Raw genomic sequence first — 13,631 nt, forward strand, 5'->3', positions numbered from 1 at the left:
GGCGTGGACGTTGATGATCCGGCCGCCCTCGCGGACCTTCTGCGTGAGCGCGTCGACCCAGACGAACGAGTGCGGGCCGGCGTCCAGGGGGCGGTTGCGGAAGGCGGCGACCTGCTCGTCCAGGTGCTTGGCCATCGCGCTGACCTGGGACTTCGACAGCTGGGTGACGCCGAGGGACTCGGCGAGTTTCTCGACCCGGCGCGTGCTGACGCCGAGCAGGTAGGCGGTGGCCACGACGCTGATCAGGGCCTGCTCGGCCCGGCGTCGGCGTTCGAGAAGCCAGTGCGGGAAGTAACTGCCGCTTCAACTGTGCACGTAAGCAATGGGCTTGACTAGATCGTCCCTCCGGCGACCCGGATGTAGAAAAAGAGCCCCAACCAGGCAAGCCAGAATGCGCCCATAACGCAGCGCGTGCGGATTCCGAAGTATCGCCGGATTTTCCTGCTTTGAACCTGTGTCAACTGGTCAGTGGGCGACTGCGGTCTCTCTGCCGCCCGGCCCGTCATGTCCCTGGCGAAATCGCGCGCCGCCAGACCGAGCAGCAAGCCGCCGAGTATGAACGCGCCGATCCGCAAGGCCGTCCGTGCCCGCGGACACTTCCCGAACGAGCAGGCCTGAAGTGCGTCTACATGGCCATCATGAGTCTCGACCCCACCGGCCAGGGGCACAAACGCCGGACCCAACGATGGAAGGCCGCTCTCAACGCCTTCGACATCACCTTCGACGGACGGCTCTCAGCCGCTCGCCGCTGAACCTCTGACACTCCAGAACCACCGTTCACCGGACAGACCCGCTCAGCGGCAGTCGCGCCCCCTGATGACTTCCAGTTCGTAGAGGCCGCCCCCCTCTTCAGCCTCGGTTCGGATCACATGGATCTGTCCGCTGGCATCGCAGTACCTGCCCGTACCACCGGTGATGGCGATGAAGTACGGCGGCGAAGGATCACGAGTCGCGTTCTGCCAGGTGATCTCCCCCTTCTCGAGTACGTAGGCACCGTGGCATGTGATGGTCTGATCGGGGGTCGAGTCGACCGTGACGCAGTTGGTCGTGACGAATCCGACCTTCCTTCCCTTCTTGTCGTAAAGGTCTGCAGTGCTGTTGGGGAACCCTCCCTGGGAATTCTGGGTGGTGAGGGTGATCTTTTCCACACGGTATTCGTGGTCTCCGTCGTGTTGAGTACCCGCGACGGCTGCTGACGCGCCGAGCGCGACAGTAAGAATGGCCACTGCTGTAGACGATGAGGCCAGCGACACCTTCACTTGATTCGTCCTTCCGGTAGGGCGAGGTCGGTTGTGCATCTATCCAATCCCGGAATGGATCCGCCCGCCTGCCCGCAAAGCTGAATGGGTGTTCGCATGCGAGATCGAACGGCGCGTTGGCGGGCGATTGCGGCAGTGAGGGTCTTCGAATTAGGGTGCGGATCCTTCTCGGGGAGTACCCAATGGACGGCGGATCCGATGATCAAGGAGACGCCTGATGAGCGGGAACAGGCGCGCGGCAGTGCCCGTGACGGGCCGTTGACCAGCACGGCGCCGTCCTGGACATTCTCGTGGCGTGCGCGACGCGAAGGCCGCGAAACGGTTCATGGCCAAGCTGATGAAGAAGCAGTCCCGCGTCCCGCGCGATGCTCACGCTGCAGTCCGCGCTCGTGCACGTCGACACCCTGATGGTGCAGCAGGCGCTGGCCGAGCCGGCGTGGGCGAAGAAGCTGCCGGACGAGGATCGGCGCGGCCTGACCGCCTTGTTCTGGTCGAACGACAGCCCGTGCGGTAGGTTCCGCCTCGATATGAGCAAGCGGCTCGGCCTCGGGCCGCCGGCTGCCGTGCCCCGCCCCCGCACCTTGGCGCACACGCCAGACCCGGCCGTCCCGGAGGGGCGGTAAGGGAGGTCACCGACGTGGCTGCCGGTCCTACAGCCAGGCGTCCGGTCCGGGGTCGCCGCCTCGGGCGCGGGTGGCCAGTCGCTGGGTGTAGTGCTGCCAGCCCTCCTCGTGTGCCTTGCAGGCTTCGGGGGTGGGCAGCCCCGTGTGGGTCAGACGCAGCAGGGTGCCGTCCTGGTCGGGCTCGAGGTCGATGGTGACGGTGGTGGAGCCGGGTGGCACGTCGGGCATCCCGCCGTGTTCCCAGCCCCAAGTGAACACGACACGGCGGTAGGGGTCGATCTCCACGAACGTGCCGGCGGCCTGGTTGTCGCCGGTCACGTTGGTGGTGTACGCGCCGCCGGGCTCGAAGGTGAAGCTGCCGTCCGCGCCCATCCAGGAGAGCCACTTGTCGCGGTCGGTGAAGAAGGAGAAGACGGTCTGGGGGCGGGCGGCGATACGCCGCTCCAGGGTCACCGAGGGTGAGCCTGCGCCTGCGCCAGGTCAGACGTTGACGCGCGAGTCACGGCCGACCGCCTGATCGGCGCACGGTCCAAGCACAGATGCGGCACGTCCTGGACGCGCTGGAGGCCAAGTTCCCCAAGGCCGCAGCCCACTTGGACGCCGCCCAGCACGACCTGCTCGCCTTCACCGCCTTCCCGCGGGAGATCCGGCGGCAGATCTGGTCGAACAACCCGCAGGAGCGGCTGAACCAGGAGATCCGCAGCCGCACCGACGTGGTCGGCATCTTCCCCGACCGCACCGCCGTCATCCGGCTCGTCGGGGCGGTCCTGGCCGAGCAGAACGACGAGTGGACCGAAGCCCGCCGCTACATGGGCCGCGAGCTCCTCGCCAAGGCCCAGCTCCACCCGATCGAGTCAGAATCCGACGACATCGTCCTGCCCACCGAACTCACCGCATAGCCTCAAAGACGAGATCACCGAGTGGCCGTCGATACACCACTCCAGCGGACGTGACCTGAAACAACGGAAAGAGCATTCGCGCAGGTCAGCGGCTGATGACCGTCCATCGCTGCTGATCCCGGCGTTGACTGGTCCGTTCCGGGACATCTGACGGTCACGGACGCCGTCGCACTCCGTCCGAGTCGCTGTTCAGCGAGTCGGAGAAGGAGCTCGGCGGCGTGCGCCCGGCGATGAACGCACGCGTCCTCGGAACACCGCTGCCGCGCCCGGCGAAGAGCCCTCGGCAGATCCCGGTCGGCACCACCGCGTGGGCCCACCGCATGGTTCAGGCGCGGGCCGAGACCATCAGGCTGCTCAAGGACACCGAGAATCCGGTCCGGTGATCCCGACATCGCTCTGCGGGTGGCCCCCGGCTCCGGCGCAGAACCCGGACAGCGGCGGATGCCAGCGTCCGGTCCGGACAGGGCCGCGTGCTCCTGGGGCGTCCTTGCCCCCAAGTCCCTCCTTCCGACCGTTGGATCGCGGGGCCGGGGACACCAGACTCTCCCTCATGACAGCCACCACCGAAGAACGCTGGGAGCCCGTCCACGGCGCTCCCTACCGCCCAGTCCCCTACCGCCCAGAGCGCATGGAGCCGGCGGAGTCCCTGAGCCGCTCGGCCGAGCTGCGCGACCTGATGCGGCAGCGGCGCACGGTGCGCCGGTTCTCCTCCGACCCCGTGCCGGAGCAGGTCGTTCGGGACGCCATCGCCTGCGCCGCCACGGCACCGTCGGGTGCCCACCAGCAACCCTGGACCTTCGTCCTGGTCCGGGACCCGGAGATCCGCAGGCGCATCCGCGAGGAAGCCGAGCGCGAGGAGCGGACCTCGTACGACGGCAGGCTCGGCGAGGAGTGGCTCGCCGCGCTGCGCCCGCTGGGCACGGACGCGGTGAAGACGCACCTCACGGACGCCCCGGTGCTGCTCGTCGTCTTCCAGCAGCGGTACTGGCTGGGTGAGGACGGAGCCCGGCGGAAGCACTACTACGTGGACGAGTCCGTGGGCATCGCGGTCGGCATGCTGCTGTCCGCCCTGCATCTGTCGGGGCTGGCCGCGCTGATCCACACGCCGAGTCCGATGCGCTTCCTCTCCGAGGTGCTGGGACGGCCCGAGAACGAGAAGGCGTTCGCGGTGATCCCGGTCGGCTATCCGGCGGCGGACTGCCAGGTGCCGGACCTGAAGCGGAAGGGCCTGGACCAGGTGCTGGTGGAGGTCTGACGGGCCGGCCCCGGGTGCCCGCCGGTGCGGGCACCCGGGGCGGTGTCCCCGTCCTCGATCGGGCGACCGGGGACGTGGACACCGGTCGCCGACGGCCTGGGAGGACCGTCGCCGTCGCTCGTGTCGCGAGCGCGGCGGTGAGCGCCGGAATCGCCGCCGGCCGGCACCGGCCCGCGCGGGTGCTCCGAGGCCGACGTGTCCGTCCGGCCCCACGGCGGACAGCCCGACCGTTCGGTGTGTCCGGCCGGAGCGGGCGCGGGAGGTCCCGCCCCGCGTCGGCCGGCGCGGCCTCCGGCCGCCCGCGTCCTGAGGTCACGTCCGGCGGCACCGGTCAGCCGCGATGCCGTGCCGACTCCTCGAGCCGCGCGACCAGTTCGCCGGCCATGGCCTTGATGGTCTCCAGCCCCTTCCGCCCCCAGGGCTGCGGATCCTGGTCGACCACACAGACCGTGCCGAGCACCACACCGGTGCTGTCTATCAGCGGCGCACCCAGGTAGGAGTGGACACCGATCGCGTCGACCACGGGGTTACCGGCGAACCGGGGGAAGTCCCGGATGTCCTCCAGCACCAGCGCCTTGCGGCGCTTGACCACGTGCGGGCAGATACCCATGTCGATGTCCCGCGGCATGACGCGGCCCGGCACCGGCTCCTCCAGCAACGGCGGCCCCGAGTGCACCGTGATGTCCTGAGCGGCGCTGTACAACCCGGCGAAGTACTGGCGGTCGGCGTCCAGGAAGAAGTTGACCCCGGCGTAGCAGCCGCCGGTACGCCGCGCCAGTTCCCGTGCGAAGGCGTCGAGTTCCGCGTCCGGACGGGCTTCGATTCCCAACTCGCGCAATCGCTCCGACCGGGCCCGTACCTCCGGGTCCGCCGGTGGGAGGAGCAGATGGCGCAGGGCGATGACTGATTCAGGCCCGGAGGAGGGATTGATCGGTGTCGCTGCCATGGGAACTCCTTGTCGTGAGCAGATACTGAACCAGTGCGAGCAGCACTCTGGTGCCCGAGCTCTGGACGCGGGCGTCGCACAGCACCACCGGGACCTCCTGCCTGAGGTCCAGTGCGGTCCGCACCTCCTCGGCACGGTAGCGGTGGGCCCCGTCGAACTCGTTGACGGCGACGACGAAGGGCATCTCGCGCCGCTCGCAGAAGTCCACCGCCGCGAACGAGTGCTCCAGCCTGCGTGTGTCGGCGAGGACGATCGCCCCGAGCGCCCCCTCGGAGAGCTCGTCCCACATGAACCAGAAGCGCTCCTGCCCGGGCGTCCCGAACAGGTACAGGACGTGGGACGGACTGAGCGTGATCCGCCCGAAGTCCAGGGCCACCGTGGTCGTGGCCTTGTTCTCCACTCCGTCGAGTCGGTCCGTGGCGGCGCTGACCGCGGTGAGTACCTCCTCGGTACTGAGCGGCTCGATCTCGCTGAGCGCGTTGACGAAGGTGGTCTTCCCCACGCCGAACCCGCCTGCGATCAGCACCTTGATGCCCACCGGCAGGGTTTCGGCGGGCGCCGGGTCAGAGTCGTCTGAGGAGGCCATCACGTATCGCTTCCAGGAGATCTCGATCGGGTCGTGCGTAGTGGTCCGAGGGGGCTGTGGGCGTGTCACCCGCGACCACTGCCCCTCCCTCGGCCAAATCGGACAGCAGCACCTTGACCACGGCGGCGGGCACCTGCATCCGAGCCGCGACCTCGGCAACGCTCACAGGCTGCTCGCACAGTGCCAGTACCTGGGCGTGCTCCAGGCCGAAGGCGCCCTCCGTCTGGACACCGGTGGCCCGCACCGTGGTCACCAGGGTGAAGTGGAACGTGGCCCGGGTCCGGCCGTCGCTCACGGTGTAAGGACGGACCAGCCGCCCGACCGCCTCGTCCATCAGCGGGCCGTCCGGGTGGACCGGTGTCATCGGCTACCGCACCGGATGCCGAGGCGGCGTGGCCAGGTGCGGGCGCACGCTCTTGACCATCATCGCCATCTCATAGCCCAGTACCGCCGCGTCCGCCTCGCGCCCGGCCAGGACCGCCAGGACCGCGCCGTGTCCGGCGGACGAGACGAACAGCAGCGACGTGCTGAGTTCCGTCACTATCTGCCGCACGTCGCCACCGTCGTCGAAGCGCCTGCCGGCGCTGCGCGCCAACGAGTACAGCCCACTGGCGAGGGCCGCCAACTGGTCCGCGGCGTCGGTGTCGAGCCCCTCTGCCGCCTTCACCAGGCCGTCCGAGGACAGCAGCAAGGCGCTTCGGGTGTGCGGCACCCGGTTCACCAGGCCGGTCAACAGCCAGGAAAGGTCTTCGTTCGCCACGATCGTGTACTCCTCTTCGACGTAAGGAAACGGCTTGCTGGACGGGGTCCGGGCCGGCGGGGTGGCCCGGACATCAGGGAGTATCCGCTTCCTCGGCCCTGCGCAGTCCCGTCTGGAAGGCGGCCATCAGGCCCGGGTCGTGCGCGATGTCCTCGCGGGCGCCTGGGCCGGGAACGGGGTGCGACGGTTGGTCGGCAGGTTCCTGACGGCGGCGCTGCGGCAGCTGAGGACGGTCGTCCTCGCCGTCGGAGTGCGTCGTGGAGGGCTGGGCGTCGGCGTCGGCGTCGGCGTCGGCGTCGGCGTCGGCTACAACGTCGGCCTCGGCTTCGGGCATGGGCATGGGCATGGGCGTGTCCGCGACCACGGTCGCTGTCGCCGCCTCGGACACCGCGGGGCTGTGCGTCGCCTCGTCGGTGGACCCGGCGGCGTTGTGCACGGGCGGCGGTGCCGCCGGCTGGGTGCCGAGCAGTGCGCTGGGCAGCACCATGACGGCCTGGGTGCCCCCGTAGACGTTGGTCTGCAACCGCACCGCGATGTCGTGCCGCCGGGCCAGGACGGACACCACGTACAGGCCGATACGGCCGTCCTGCAGCAGTTCCTCGAGGGCGACCTTGTCGGGTGCGCCCAGAACGGTGTTCATCCGGGCGCGCTCGGCAGCGGACAGGCCGAGGCCCCGGTCCTCGACCTCGACGGCCATCCCCGCGGCGACGGGCTCCACCCGCACGTGCACCGTGGTCTGGGGCGGTGAGAAGACCGTCGCGTTCTCCAGCAGCTCGGCCAGCAGGTGGACCACGTCGACCACGGCGTGGCCGCTGACCGTCCCCTCGATGGGAGGGACCAGCTTGACTCGGGCGTACTGGTCGATCTCGGCCACCGCGGAACGCAGCACGTCGGTCAGGCCGACGGGGCGGGTCCACTGCCGGTGGGTGTTCGCGCCGCCGAGCACGGCCAGGTTCTCGGCGTAGCGGCGGATCCGGGTGGACAGGTGGTCCACCCGGAACAGCCCCTTCAGGAGATCGGGGTCCTCGACCTCGTTCTCCAGGCTGTCCAGCAGGCCGATCTCGCGGTGCACCAGGGACTCCAGCCGACGTGCCAGGTTGGCGAACACCTCGAAATGAGCCAGTTGGGAGGCGTGTTCCGCGCCGCCCGCACCGGCGGCGGACTCCAGCAGGGCGGCCTCCGCCTCACGCTGGGCAGCGGCGATCTCGGATCCCAGTCGGGAGAGTTCGTCCGGCCCCTTCTGCGCGGGCGGTTCCGGCCGGCGCGGCGCCGTCGGCTCCCCCGTCCGCAACCGGCCGCACAGCGACCGCAGTTCGGCCCTGCCCTCGGCTGTGGCACGGGTCAGCTCGGTCAGCTCGGCCCGGTTCCGGTCGGCCGCACGGGACAGTTCCGCCCAGTGCTCGGTGACCGCACGCGCCTGCGCGGACGTCCGCCCGCCCGCGATCCCGGCCGCCATGGTGCCGATGAGGACCACGCCGCCGGCGACCGCGCCGGGATGCACGCCGTCCAGGTGGCCGTCGCCGACCAGTACGGTGGCCACCGCGCCGGCCACGGCGACCACACCCGGCGGCAGCACCGACCACAGCACGAGACGCCGCCTCAGGGACCGGGCTCGCGGCTCCGCCGTCACAGGGGAGGGCATGGGCGACGACGGCTGGTCGCCCAGCGGTATGAATGGATCAGGCATAAGTGTCCCAGGACAGTACGAAGATCAGGCCGAGCGCGCACGGTACCGCGCACCAGGACCCCCGTGTCAGCCCCTGTCGTGTACAGAGATCGATCTGTTGCCCTTCCGAGCGGCCCGCCTCGCCCGGACCGGGACCGCCGACCGGCCCGACGCCGTCCGGGGGCACGCCCGGCCCGCCGGCCGGATGCGGGACGGTGTTCCGGACGACGGGACTCCGGGTCAGTGCCCCGGGCGCCCCGGCGGGAGGCGCACGGGCGGTCCGAAGCGGACCGGCACTCCCGGGGCGTACAGTACGCTGACCGGCTCGTCCACGGGGGGTGTGAGCCCGGCCGCCGCGACCACCGACGCGTCCCAGCCGAGCAGGCCGCACCGCCGGAACGTCCAGGCCGGGTGGGCGTTGGGCAGGTAGTACGTGTGTCCGAGCACCCGCTCGTGCAGACCCCAGCGGCAGGTCAGGAACTCGTCCAGCGGTCGTGGTGCCACGGACTCGTGGGCCACGTCGATCCGGACGTGGGCGTCGGTGCGGCTGCTGCCGCGCCCGCGCGTGCGGTACAACAGCCGGTTTCCGTGCCAGCGGCGCGACGTGCGCGACCAGCGGTACGGCAGTCCGAAGCCCGCCCGGGCCACGAGCACGGGCAGCAGCCGGTCGCAGTCCAGCGAGCGGAACACCACGCCTCGGCGCCCGCACGCGTCCCGGCTGTAGAGGCGCACATTGACCTCGGTGAACGTGCCCAGGTGGGGCAGTGGGGGTGTGCGCCCGACGGCGAGGCCGTACATGCGGAAGAAGACGAGGCCGACGTAGGTGCGGCCGTCGAGGAGATCGGGAGCGGTTCCGGACGGCAGCAGCCGCGCGACCTCGAAGGGGTCCGCCTCCCAGTGCAGGAAGACGAGGTCGTGCCACGACTGGCGGAACAGCACCCGGTGAACCGGGCGGGGCGGGAGGGCGCCGAGTGGTTCCGGGTGCCCGGCGCCGGCCGCCGGCCGCCGCAACGCGCTTCCTCGATGTTCATGCGACCTCCCGGCGGCCGTATCGCTCACCATGGGACCCGCGGGCCGCGGACCTGCCCGCCGGAACGTTCTTCCGGACCTTTTCCCACCAAGACCGTGAAGAGGTTGCAGATGCGACCCATCGGATCTTTCGGGGCCACCATGATCGGCCGGGCGCGCACGGAGTGATCAAGCTGCCCATCCGGGACGACAGGTTCGGGCGGTGTGGTGTCACTAAGCGACATGTCGGCGCGTGGCCGTGCGGATTGCACTGGAATGGCGCGTCTCATACCGAGCCTGGGGGAACGATGACGACGAGTGACCTGGCCGCGGCACGGCCACTGGACTCAGCCGGCGTGGTCCCGCCGCAGCCCTGCCGGTGCGGGGCGCCGGGCCGGGCGACGGGTCCGGGAGCCGCCGAGGAGAAGTTCCGCGGCCTGCTGGAGGCGGCGCCGGACGCGATGGTCATCGTGGACGACAAGGGCCTGATCCGCCTGGTCAACGCCCAGACCGAAGCCCTCTTCGGCTACCGCCGCGAGGAACTGCTCGGCCACCCCGTCGAACTCCTCGTCCCCGGCCGCTTCCACCGCCACCACACCGAACACCGCGACGCCTACACCCACAACCAGCAGGTCCGCCCCATGGGTGCCGGACTCGACCTCTACGGACTGCGCAAGGACGGCACCGAGTTCCCCGTCGAGATCAGCCTCAGCCCCCTCGAGACCGCCGACGGCCTCCTCGTCTCCGCCGCCGTACGCGACGTCAGCGAACGCAAGGCCGCCGAGGAAAGGTTCCGCGGCCTGCTGGAGGCGGCGCCGGACGCGATGGTCATCGTGGACGACAAAGGCCTGATCCGCCTGGTCAACGCCCAGACCGAAGCCCTCTTCGGCTACCGCCGCGAGGAACTGCTCGGCCACCCCGTCGAACTCCTCGTCCCCGGCCGCTTCCACCGCCACCACACCGAACACCGCGACGCCTACACCCACAACCAGCAGGTCCGCCCCATGGGTGCCGGACTCGACCTCTACGGACTGCGCAAGGACGGCACCGAGTTCCCCGTCGAGATCAGCCTCAGCCCCCTCGAGACCGCCGACGGCCTCCTCGTCTCCGCCGCCGTACGCGACGTCAGCGAACGCAAGGCCGCCGAGGAGCGCATCACCGAGCTCGCCGCGCTGGTCGAGTCCTCGCAGGACGCCATCCTCGCCAAGACCCTCGACGGACACATCACGTACTGGAACGCCGCGGCCCAGCGGCTGTACGGGTTCACGGCGGACGAGGTGCTGGGGCGGCACGTGTCCGTGCTGGCGCCGCCCGAACGCGGGGACGAGATCACGGCGCTCCTGAAGCGGCTGCGCCGGGGCGAGAAGGTCGAGCACTTCGAGACGCTGCGGGTCACGCGCTCCGGGGAGCTGCTGGACGTGGACGTCACCCTGTGGCCGACCCGGGGCCGCAACGGCAAGGTCGTCGGGGCGTGCGCGATCGTCCGGGACATCAGCGACCGCAAGCGGGCCGAGGCCGAGCTGACGGAGCTGTACGAGCAGCAGCGGCACATCGCGCTGACGCTGCAGCGCAGCCTCATGGGCACACCGCCCGCCATCCCGGGCCTCGCCACCGCCAGCCGCTACCTTCCGGCGACCCAGGGCGCCGGGGTGGGCGGCGACTGGTTCGACCTGATCCCGCTGGGCGCCGGCCGGGTGGGGGTGCTGATCGGCGACGTCATGGGCCGCGGCCTCGAGGCCGCCGCCGTCATGGGGCAACTCCGCTCCGCCGCACACGCGCTGGCCAAGACCGGTGTGCAGCCGCGGCAGCTCATGCAGACGCTGGAGAGCGTCGTCGCCGACCTCGACGTTCCGGACCAGCTCGTCACCTGCTGCTACCTGGTGATCGCCGCCGACACCGGAGAGGTGACGATGTGCTCCGCCGGCCATCTGCCGGTCCTCGTCACCGCGCCGGGCCGGAAGGCCAGGGTGCTCCCGGCACCCGTGAACGCGCCGCTGGGAGTCGGCGGTGTGATCTACGAACAGTGCCGCACCACGGTCGCGCCCGGCGCCACCCTCGTGCTCTACACGGACGGGCTGGTCGAGACGCCGGGCACCGACATCGAGGACCAGCTCACCGAGCTGATCGCCGCCCTGGACAAGCTGCCGGACACGCCGCCCGACCTGGAGGCCGCCGCCGACCACGTCCTGTCCACCCTGCTCCCCGGCGCGGACGGGCACGACGATGTCACGCTGCTGCTGACCCAGCTCCCCGCGGCTCCGCTGGCCACGGTGGCGACGGAACTGCCGGCCGCCGCCCAGTCCGTCCGGACCGGCCGCGACTTCCTGGGCAAGACGCTCGTCGCCTGGGACTGCACCCGCACGGCGGACGACGCCCTCCTGCTGCTCTCCGAAATCCTCACCAACGCCGTGCAGCACGCCCAGGGCCCGATCGGCGTGCACGTGCGCCGCACGGACACCGCCCTGACCGTGGAGGTCAGCGACGGCGGTCTGCATCTGCCCCAGCCCCGGCTCGCGGCGGAGGACGACGAGTCCGGCCGTGGTCTGCTGCTCGTCCGCGCGCTCGCCGACGACTGGGGCGTACGCCCCACCGACGAGGGCAAGACCACCTGGTTCAGCCTCAAGCTGTGAGAGCCGGTTCCGGTCCCCGGGGCGCACCGGGATGACAGGGGCGGCCGTCGCTGTTGTGCACCCCGGTGGTCGACGGCGTACCGAACCGGGACGTACAGTACCCCTAGGGGTATTTCTCGAGGAGTGATCGTGGAACTGGATCTCGCGGGTGCGGAACTCAAGTCCGTCCTGAACCGTCTGCGCCGCGCGCAGGGCCAGATCTCGGGCGTGATCCGGATGATCGAGGAGGGCCGGGACTGCGAGGAGGTCGTCACGCAGCTCGCCGCCGCGTCCCGGGCACTGGACCGGGCCGGGTTCGCGATCATCGCCACCGGCCTGCAGAGGTGCATCACCGACATGGAGGCGGGCCGCAAGGACGGCGAGGACCCGGAGCAGATGCGGACACGGCTGGAGAAGCTCTTCCTGTCGCTGGCCTGAGCGGCGCCGGGCGGACGAAGCGGCCGAGCCGGCTCGCGCCGCCCGTTCGCCGGCCCGCCCGTCGCCCTGGTGGACACCCTCGGCGCCCCGGTGCCCCGTGCGGGGCACGGGGAACCGCGGGGCGCCGGCGAACGGCGGCGTCCGGAACGCCCCGCCCGTGCCCGGCACCGGATTCCGCGCGGAGTGCGGCCGTCCTCCGGGGAGAGGCCGGCTGCCCGCGCCGCGCCCGGTTGACCGAGGCCCTGAGAATTCGGTCACAGGGCCCGTGCCGCCTCCCCTCTGCCTCCCGATGAGGAAGCACACCATTTTCGGCCGTTGCCGATCTTCACGAGTGGCTCACATCTTCTTCCGCTTCCCGGGTGCTTGACCGGTCTCACCGGCCATATCACCGAGTGGCAGGGCCTGTTGGCCCGGACTCCGCTTCACAGAGCGACTTTGCGCCACGGTCGGAATCGGCCCTTCTGCCGTTGTTTCCCGTGTGCCTACAGTGACGGGCGCCCATCTCAGGCACCGGACCCGACCCGTCCGGCGCGGGCGCCGACCATCCACGGGGACCATCGATCCGCGACTCGCCGGCAGAGCGCACGCACCCACCCCTGCCCGCCCACGCACCGGGCGAACGGGAGCGCGTGGGCGCGGCCGGGTTCGCGCACGCGCGTGCCGCGTCGGCGCGGCGGAAGCGGCGGCACCTCCACGAGGTCGTAATCCGGACCCACCAGTGAGGAACACCCATGCGCAGAACGCTGACCGCCGTCGGAATCGCCTCAACCGCCGTCGCTCTCGGCGCGCTTCTCGCCGGCCCCGCCGCCGCCGCGACGACGAAGGCCACCACCACGTTCGACGTCGCGTTCCCCGGCCGCAAGCCGCAGACGGAGTACTACGTCGAGAACAGCGCGGCCCTGCGCAACGGCAAGCTCACCACGCGGTCGATGACGTACTGGCAGATCCTCGACGACCAGGTCATCGACAACTCCAAGCGGTTCACCAGCTTCAAGATCACGAGCCGGGTGGAGGAGCGTCTCACCAAGACCGGCGAGGACCACGTCGTCACCAGCAAGACCTGCGACCTGACCAAGCTCGTCAACGACAACTACACCTGGTTCCTGGACGAGCCCGCGAACAACTGCGTCGCTCCGTCGCCGGTCTACGACGGTGAGCTGTTCTGGTCGACCGACGCCACGATCGTCTACGACATCGAGGGCGACGGGCACGGGGCCTTCACCAAGGAACTGACGGGCTCTCCGCTCGTCCACGGCTGACACAGGCCCCTCTCGCTCCGGGCCAGGGTGCTCCACGCCGTACAGGTGGGCCGACGTGACCAGTTCGCCTCCAGCCGGTGCGGCCCCTTCGCCCGACAGCACAGCTCAGCAGCACAACTCCACATCAGCACGGGGAAATACGGGGACACTCTCTTGAGAGCAACAAGACACAGACTCGCGCCGCCGGCCGCCCTGGTGGTCTGCGCCGCGCTCACCGGCACCCTCATACAGGCCGGTCCCGCGCTCGCGGCGCCGCGCCCCGGCTCCGCACCGGGCCGGTCCGGGCCGACGTCGCCCGCACGCGTCGCGCATCCCGACAGCCT

At 70.6% G+C, this 13,631-nt stretch carries 15 protein-coding genes and 3 pseudogenes; 8 read left to right on the forward strand and 10 right to left on the reverse strand.

The genetic code is table 11. The annotated features are described in order from the left end of the window. Positions 1-303: pseudogene (locus MXD57_RS30395) on the reverse strand (transposase); the annotation flags it as partial. Positions 304-332: 29 nt separating this feature from the next. After that, entirely contained in the window at positions 333-545 is a 213-nt protein-coding gene (locus MXD57_RS30400; protein ID WP_250405414.1) for a hypothetical protein, read from the reverse strand. A gap of 7 nt (positions 546-552) precedes the next feature. Here MXD57_RS30400 and MXD57_RS30405 point away from each other — a divergent pair. Then, positions 553-752 (forward strand): annotated as a pseudogene (locus MXD57_RS30405) (IS256 family transposase); the annotation flags it as partial. A gap of 42 nt (positions 753-794) precedes the next feature. Here the strand turns inward: MXD57_RS30405 and MXD57_RS30410 are convergent. Beyond that, on the reverse strand, positions 795-1,259 hold the full coding sequence (locus tag MXD57_RS30410; protein WP_250405391.1) for an allene oxide cyclase barrel-like domain-containing protein: 465 nt from the start codon (positions 1,257-1,259) through the stop codon (positions 795-797). Positions 1,260-1,624: 365 nt separating this feature from the next. Between MXD57_RS30410 and MXD57_RS30415 the strand changes: the two genes are divergently transcribed. Next, positions 1,625-1,882, forward strand: coding sequence for a transposase (locus tag MXD57_RS30415; RefSeq protein ID WP_250405393.1), 258 nt, complete (start codon positions 1,625-1,627; stop codon positions 1,880-1,882). 27 nt (positions 1,883-1,909) lie between these two features. Here MXD57_RS30415 and MXD57_RS30420 read toward each other — a convergent pair whose 3' ends face one another. Continuing rightward, the gene (locus MXD57_RS30420; RefSeq protein ID WP_250405395.1) at positions 1,910-2,335 is read right to left on the reverse strand and encodes an SRPBCC family protein; all 426 of its coding nucleotides are present in this window, start codon (positions 2,333-2,335) and stop codon (positions 1,910-1,912) included. 59 nt (positions 2,336-2,394) lie between these two features. Between MXD57_RS30420 and MXD57_RS30425 the strand changes: the two are divergent. The 3 genes and pseudogenes from MXD57_RS30425 to MXD57_RS30435 all read left to right on the forward strand — a co-directional run. Beyond that, a pseudogene (locus tag MXD57_RS30425) lies at positions 2,395-2,781 on the forward strand (transposase); the annotation flags it as partial. Positions 2,782-2,999: 218 nt separating this feature from the next. After that, a complete protein-coding gene (locus MXD57_RS30430) occupies positions 3,000-3,164 on the forward strand; it encodes a hypothetical protein (RefSeq protein ID WP_250405397.1) in 165 nt (54 codons plus the stop codon). A 167-nt stretch (positions 3,165-3,331) separates the two neighbouring features. After that, positions 3,332-4,036 (forward strand): nitroreductase family protein, encoded by a 705-nt coding sequence (locus MXD57_RS30435; RefSeq protein WP_250405398.1) that lies wholly within the window; start codon positions 3,332-3,334, stop codon positions 4,034-4,036. A 331-nt stretch (positions 4,037-4,367) separates the two neighbouring features. On the opposite strand, the gene MXD57_RS30440 is transcribed toward MXD57_RS30435, so the two are convergent. From MXD57_RS30440 to MXD57_RS30465, 6 genes are all read right to left on the reverse strand, one after another. Beyond that, positions 4,368-4,982, reverse strand: a complete 615-nt coding sequence (locus MXD57_RS30440; protein WP_250405400.1) for a GAF domain-containing protein — start codon at positions 4,980-4,982, stop codon at positions 4,368-4,370. Next, complete coding sequence (locus MXD57_RS30445) at positions 4,945-5,568, reverse strand: GTP-binding protein (RefSeq protein ID WP_250405402.1); 624 nt, start codon at positions 5,566-5,568, stop codon at positions 4,945-4,947. Before MXD57_RS30445 ends, MXD57_RS30440 begins: the two co-directional genes overlap by 38 nt. Further along, positions 5,546-5,932 carry a DUF742 domain-containing protein gene (locus tag MXD57_RS30450; protein ID WP_250405404.1) on the reverse strand — a complete coding sequence of 129 codons (387 nt, stop codon included), beginning with the start codon at positions 5,930-5,932 and terminating at the stop codon, positions 5,546-5,548. Before MXD57_RS30450 ends, MXD57_RS30445 begins: the two co-directional genes overlap by 23 nt. Positions 5,933-5,935: 3 nt before the next feature. After that, the gene (locus MXD57_RS30455) at positions 5,936-6,328 is read right to left on the reverse strand and encodes a roadblock/LC7 domain-containing protein (protein WP_250405406.1); all 393 of its coding nucleotides are present in this window, start codon (positions 6,326-6,328) and stop codon (positions 5,936-5,938) included. A 73-nt stretch (positions 6,329-6,401) separates the two neighbouring features. Beyond that, positions 6,402-8,015 (reverse strand): sensor histidine kinase, encoded by a 1,614-nt coding sequence (locus tag MXD57_RS31680; RefSeq protein WP_284506306.1) that lies wholly within the window; start codon positions 8,013-8,015, stop codon positions 6,402-6,404. A gap of 219 nt (positions 8,016-8,234) precedes the next feature. Next, a complete protein-coding gene (locus MXD57_RS30465; RefSeq protein ID WP_250405408.1) occupies positions 8,235-8,933 on the reverse strand; it encodes a YqjF family protein in 699 nt (232 codons plus the stop codon). A 377-nt stretch (positions 8,934-9,310) separates the two neighbouring features. On the opposite strand from MXD57_RS30465, the gene MXD57_RS30470 reads away from it, so the two are divergent. The 3 genes from MXD57_RS30470 to MXD57_RS30480 all read left to right on the forward strand — a co-directional run bounded on the left by MXD57_RS30470 (position 9,311) and on the right by MXD57_RS30480 (position 13,308). After that, entirely contained in the window at positions 9,311-11,632 is a 2,322-nt protein-coding gene (locus MXD57_RS30470) for a SpoIIE family protein phosphatase (protein WP_284506307.1), read from the forward strand. A 129-nt stretch (positions 11,633-11,761) separates the two neighbouring features. After that, positions 11,762-12,049 (forward strand): metal-sensitive transcriptional regulator, encoded by a 288-nt coding sequence (locus MXD57_RS30475; RefSeq protein WP_250405410.1) that lies wholly within the window; start codon positions 11,762-11,764, stop codon positions 12,047-12,049. A gap of 731 nt (positions 12,050-12,780) precedes the next feature. Next, positions 12,781-13,308: a hypothetical protein gene (locus MXD57_RS30480; protein WP_250405412.1), complete on the forward strand. Its 528-nt coding sequence runs from the start codon at positions 12,781-12,783 to the stop codon at positions 13,306-13,308. Positions 13,309-13,631 lie beyond the last annotated feature (323 nt).

It is taken from the genome of Streptomyces cellostaticus, from assembly GCF_023630175.1.
Lineage (GTDB): Bacteria > Actinomycetota > Actinomycetes > Streptomycetales > Streptomycetaceae > Streptomyces > Streptomyces cellostaticus_A.

What these genes read in the sequence shown, in the direction of transcription:
- MXD57_RS30450 (WP_250405404.1), bottom strand. Translation starts at nt 5,932, where the DNA reads ATGACACCGGTCCACCCGGACGGCCCGCTGATGGACGAGGCGGTCGGG.
- MXD57_RS30435 (WP_250405398.1), top strand. Translation starts at nt 3,332, where the DNA reads ATGACAGCCACCACCGAAGAACGCTGGGAGCCCGTCCACGGCGCTCCC.
- MXD57_RS30440 (WP_250405400.1), bottom strand. Translation starts at nt 4,982, where the DNA reads ATGGCAGCGACACCGATCAATCCCTCCTCCGGGCCTGAATCAGTCATC.
- MXD57_RS30480 (WP_250405412.1), top strand. Translation starts at nt 12,781, where the DNA reads ATGCGCAGAACGCTGACCGCCGTCGGAATCGCCTCAACCGCCGTCGCT.
- MXD57_RS30415 (WP_250405393.1), top strand. Translation starts at nt 1,625, where the DNA reads ATGCTCACGCTGCAGTCCGCGCTCGTGCACGTCGACACCCTGATGGTG.
- MXD57_RS31680 (WP_284506306.1), bottom strand. Translation starts at nt 8,015, where the DNA reads ATGCCTGATCCATTCATACCGCTGGGCGACCAGCCGTCGTCGCCCATG.
- MXD57_RS30470 (WP_284506307.1), top strand. Translation starts at nt 9,311, where the DNA reads ATGACGACGAGTGACCTGGCCGCGGCACGGCCACTGGACTCAGCCGGC.
- MXD57_RS30445 (WP_250405402.1), bottom strand. Translation starts at nt 5,568, where the DNA reads ATGGCCTCCTCAGACGACTCTGACCCGGCGCCCGCCGAAACCCTGCCG.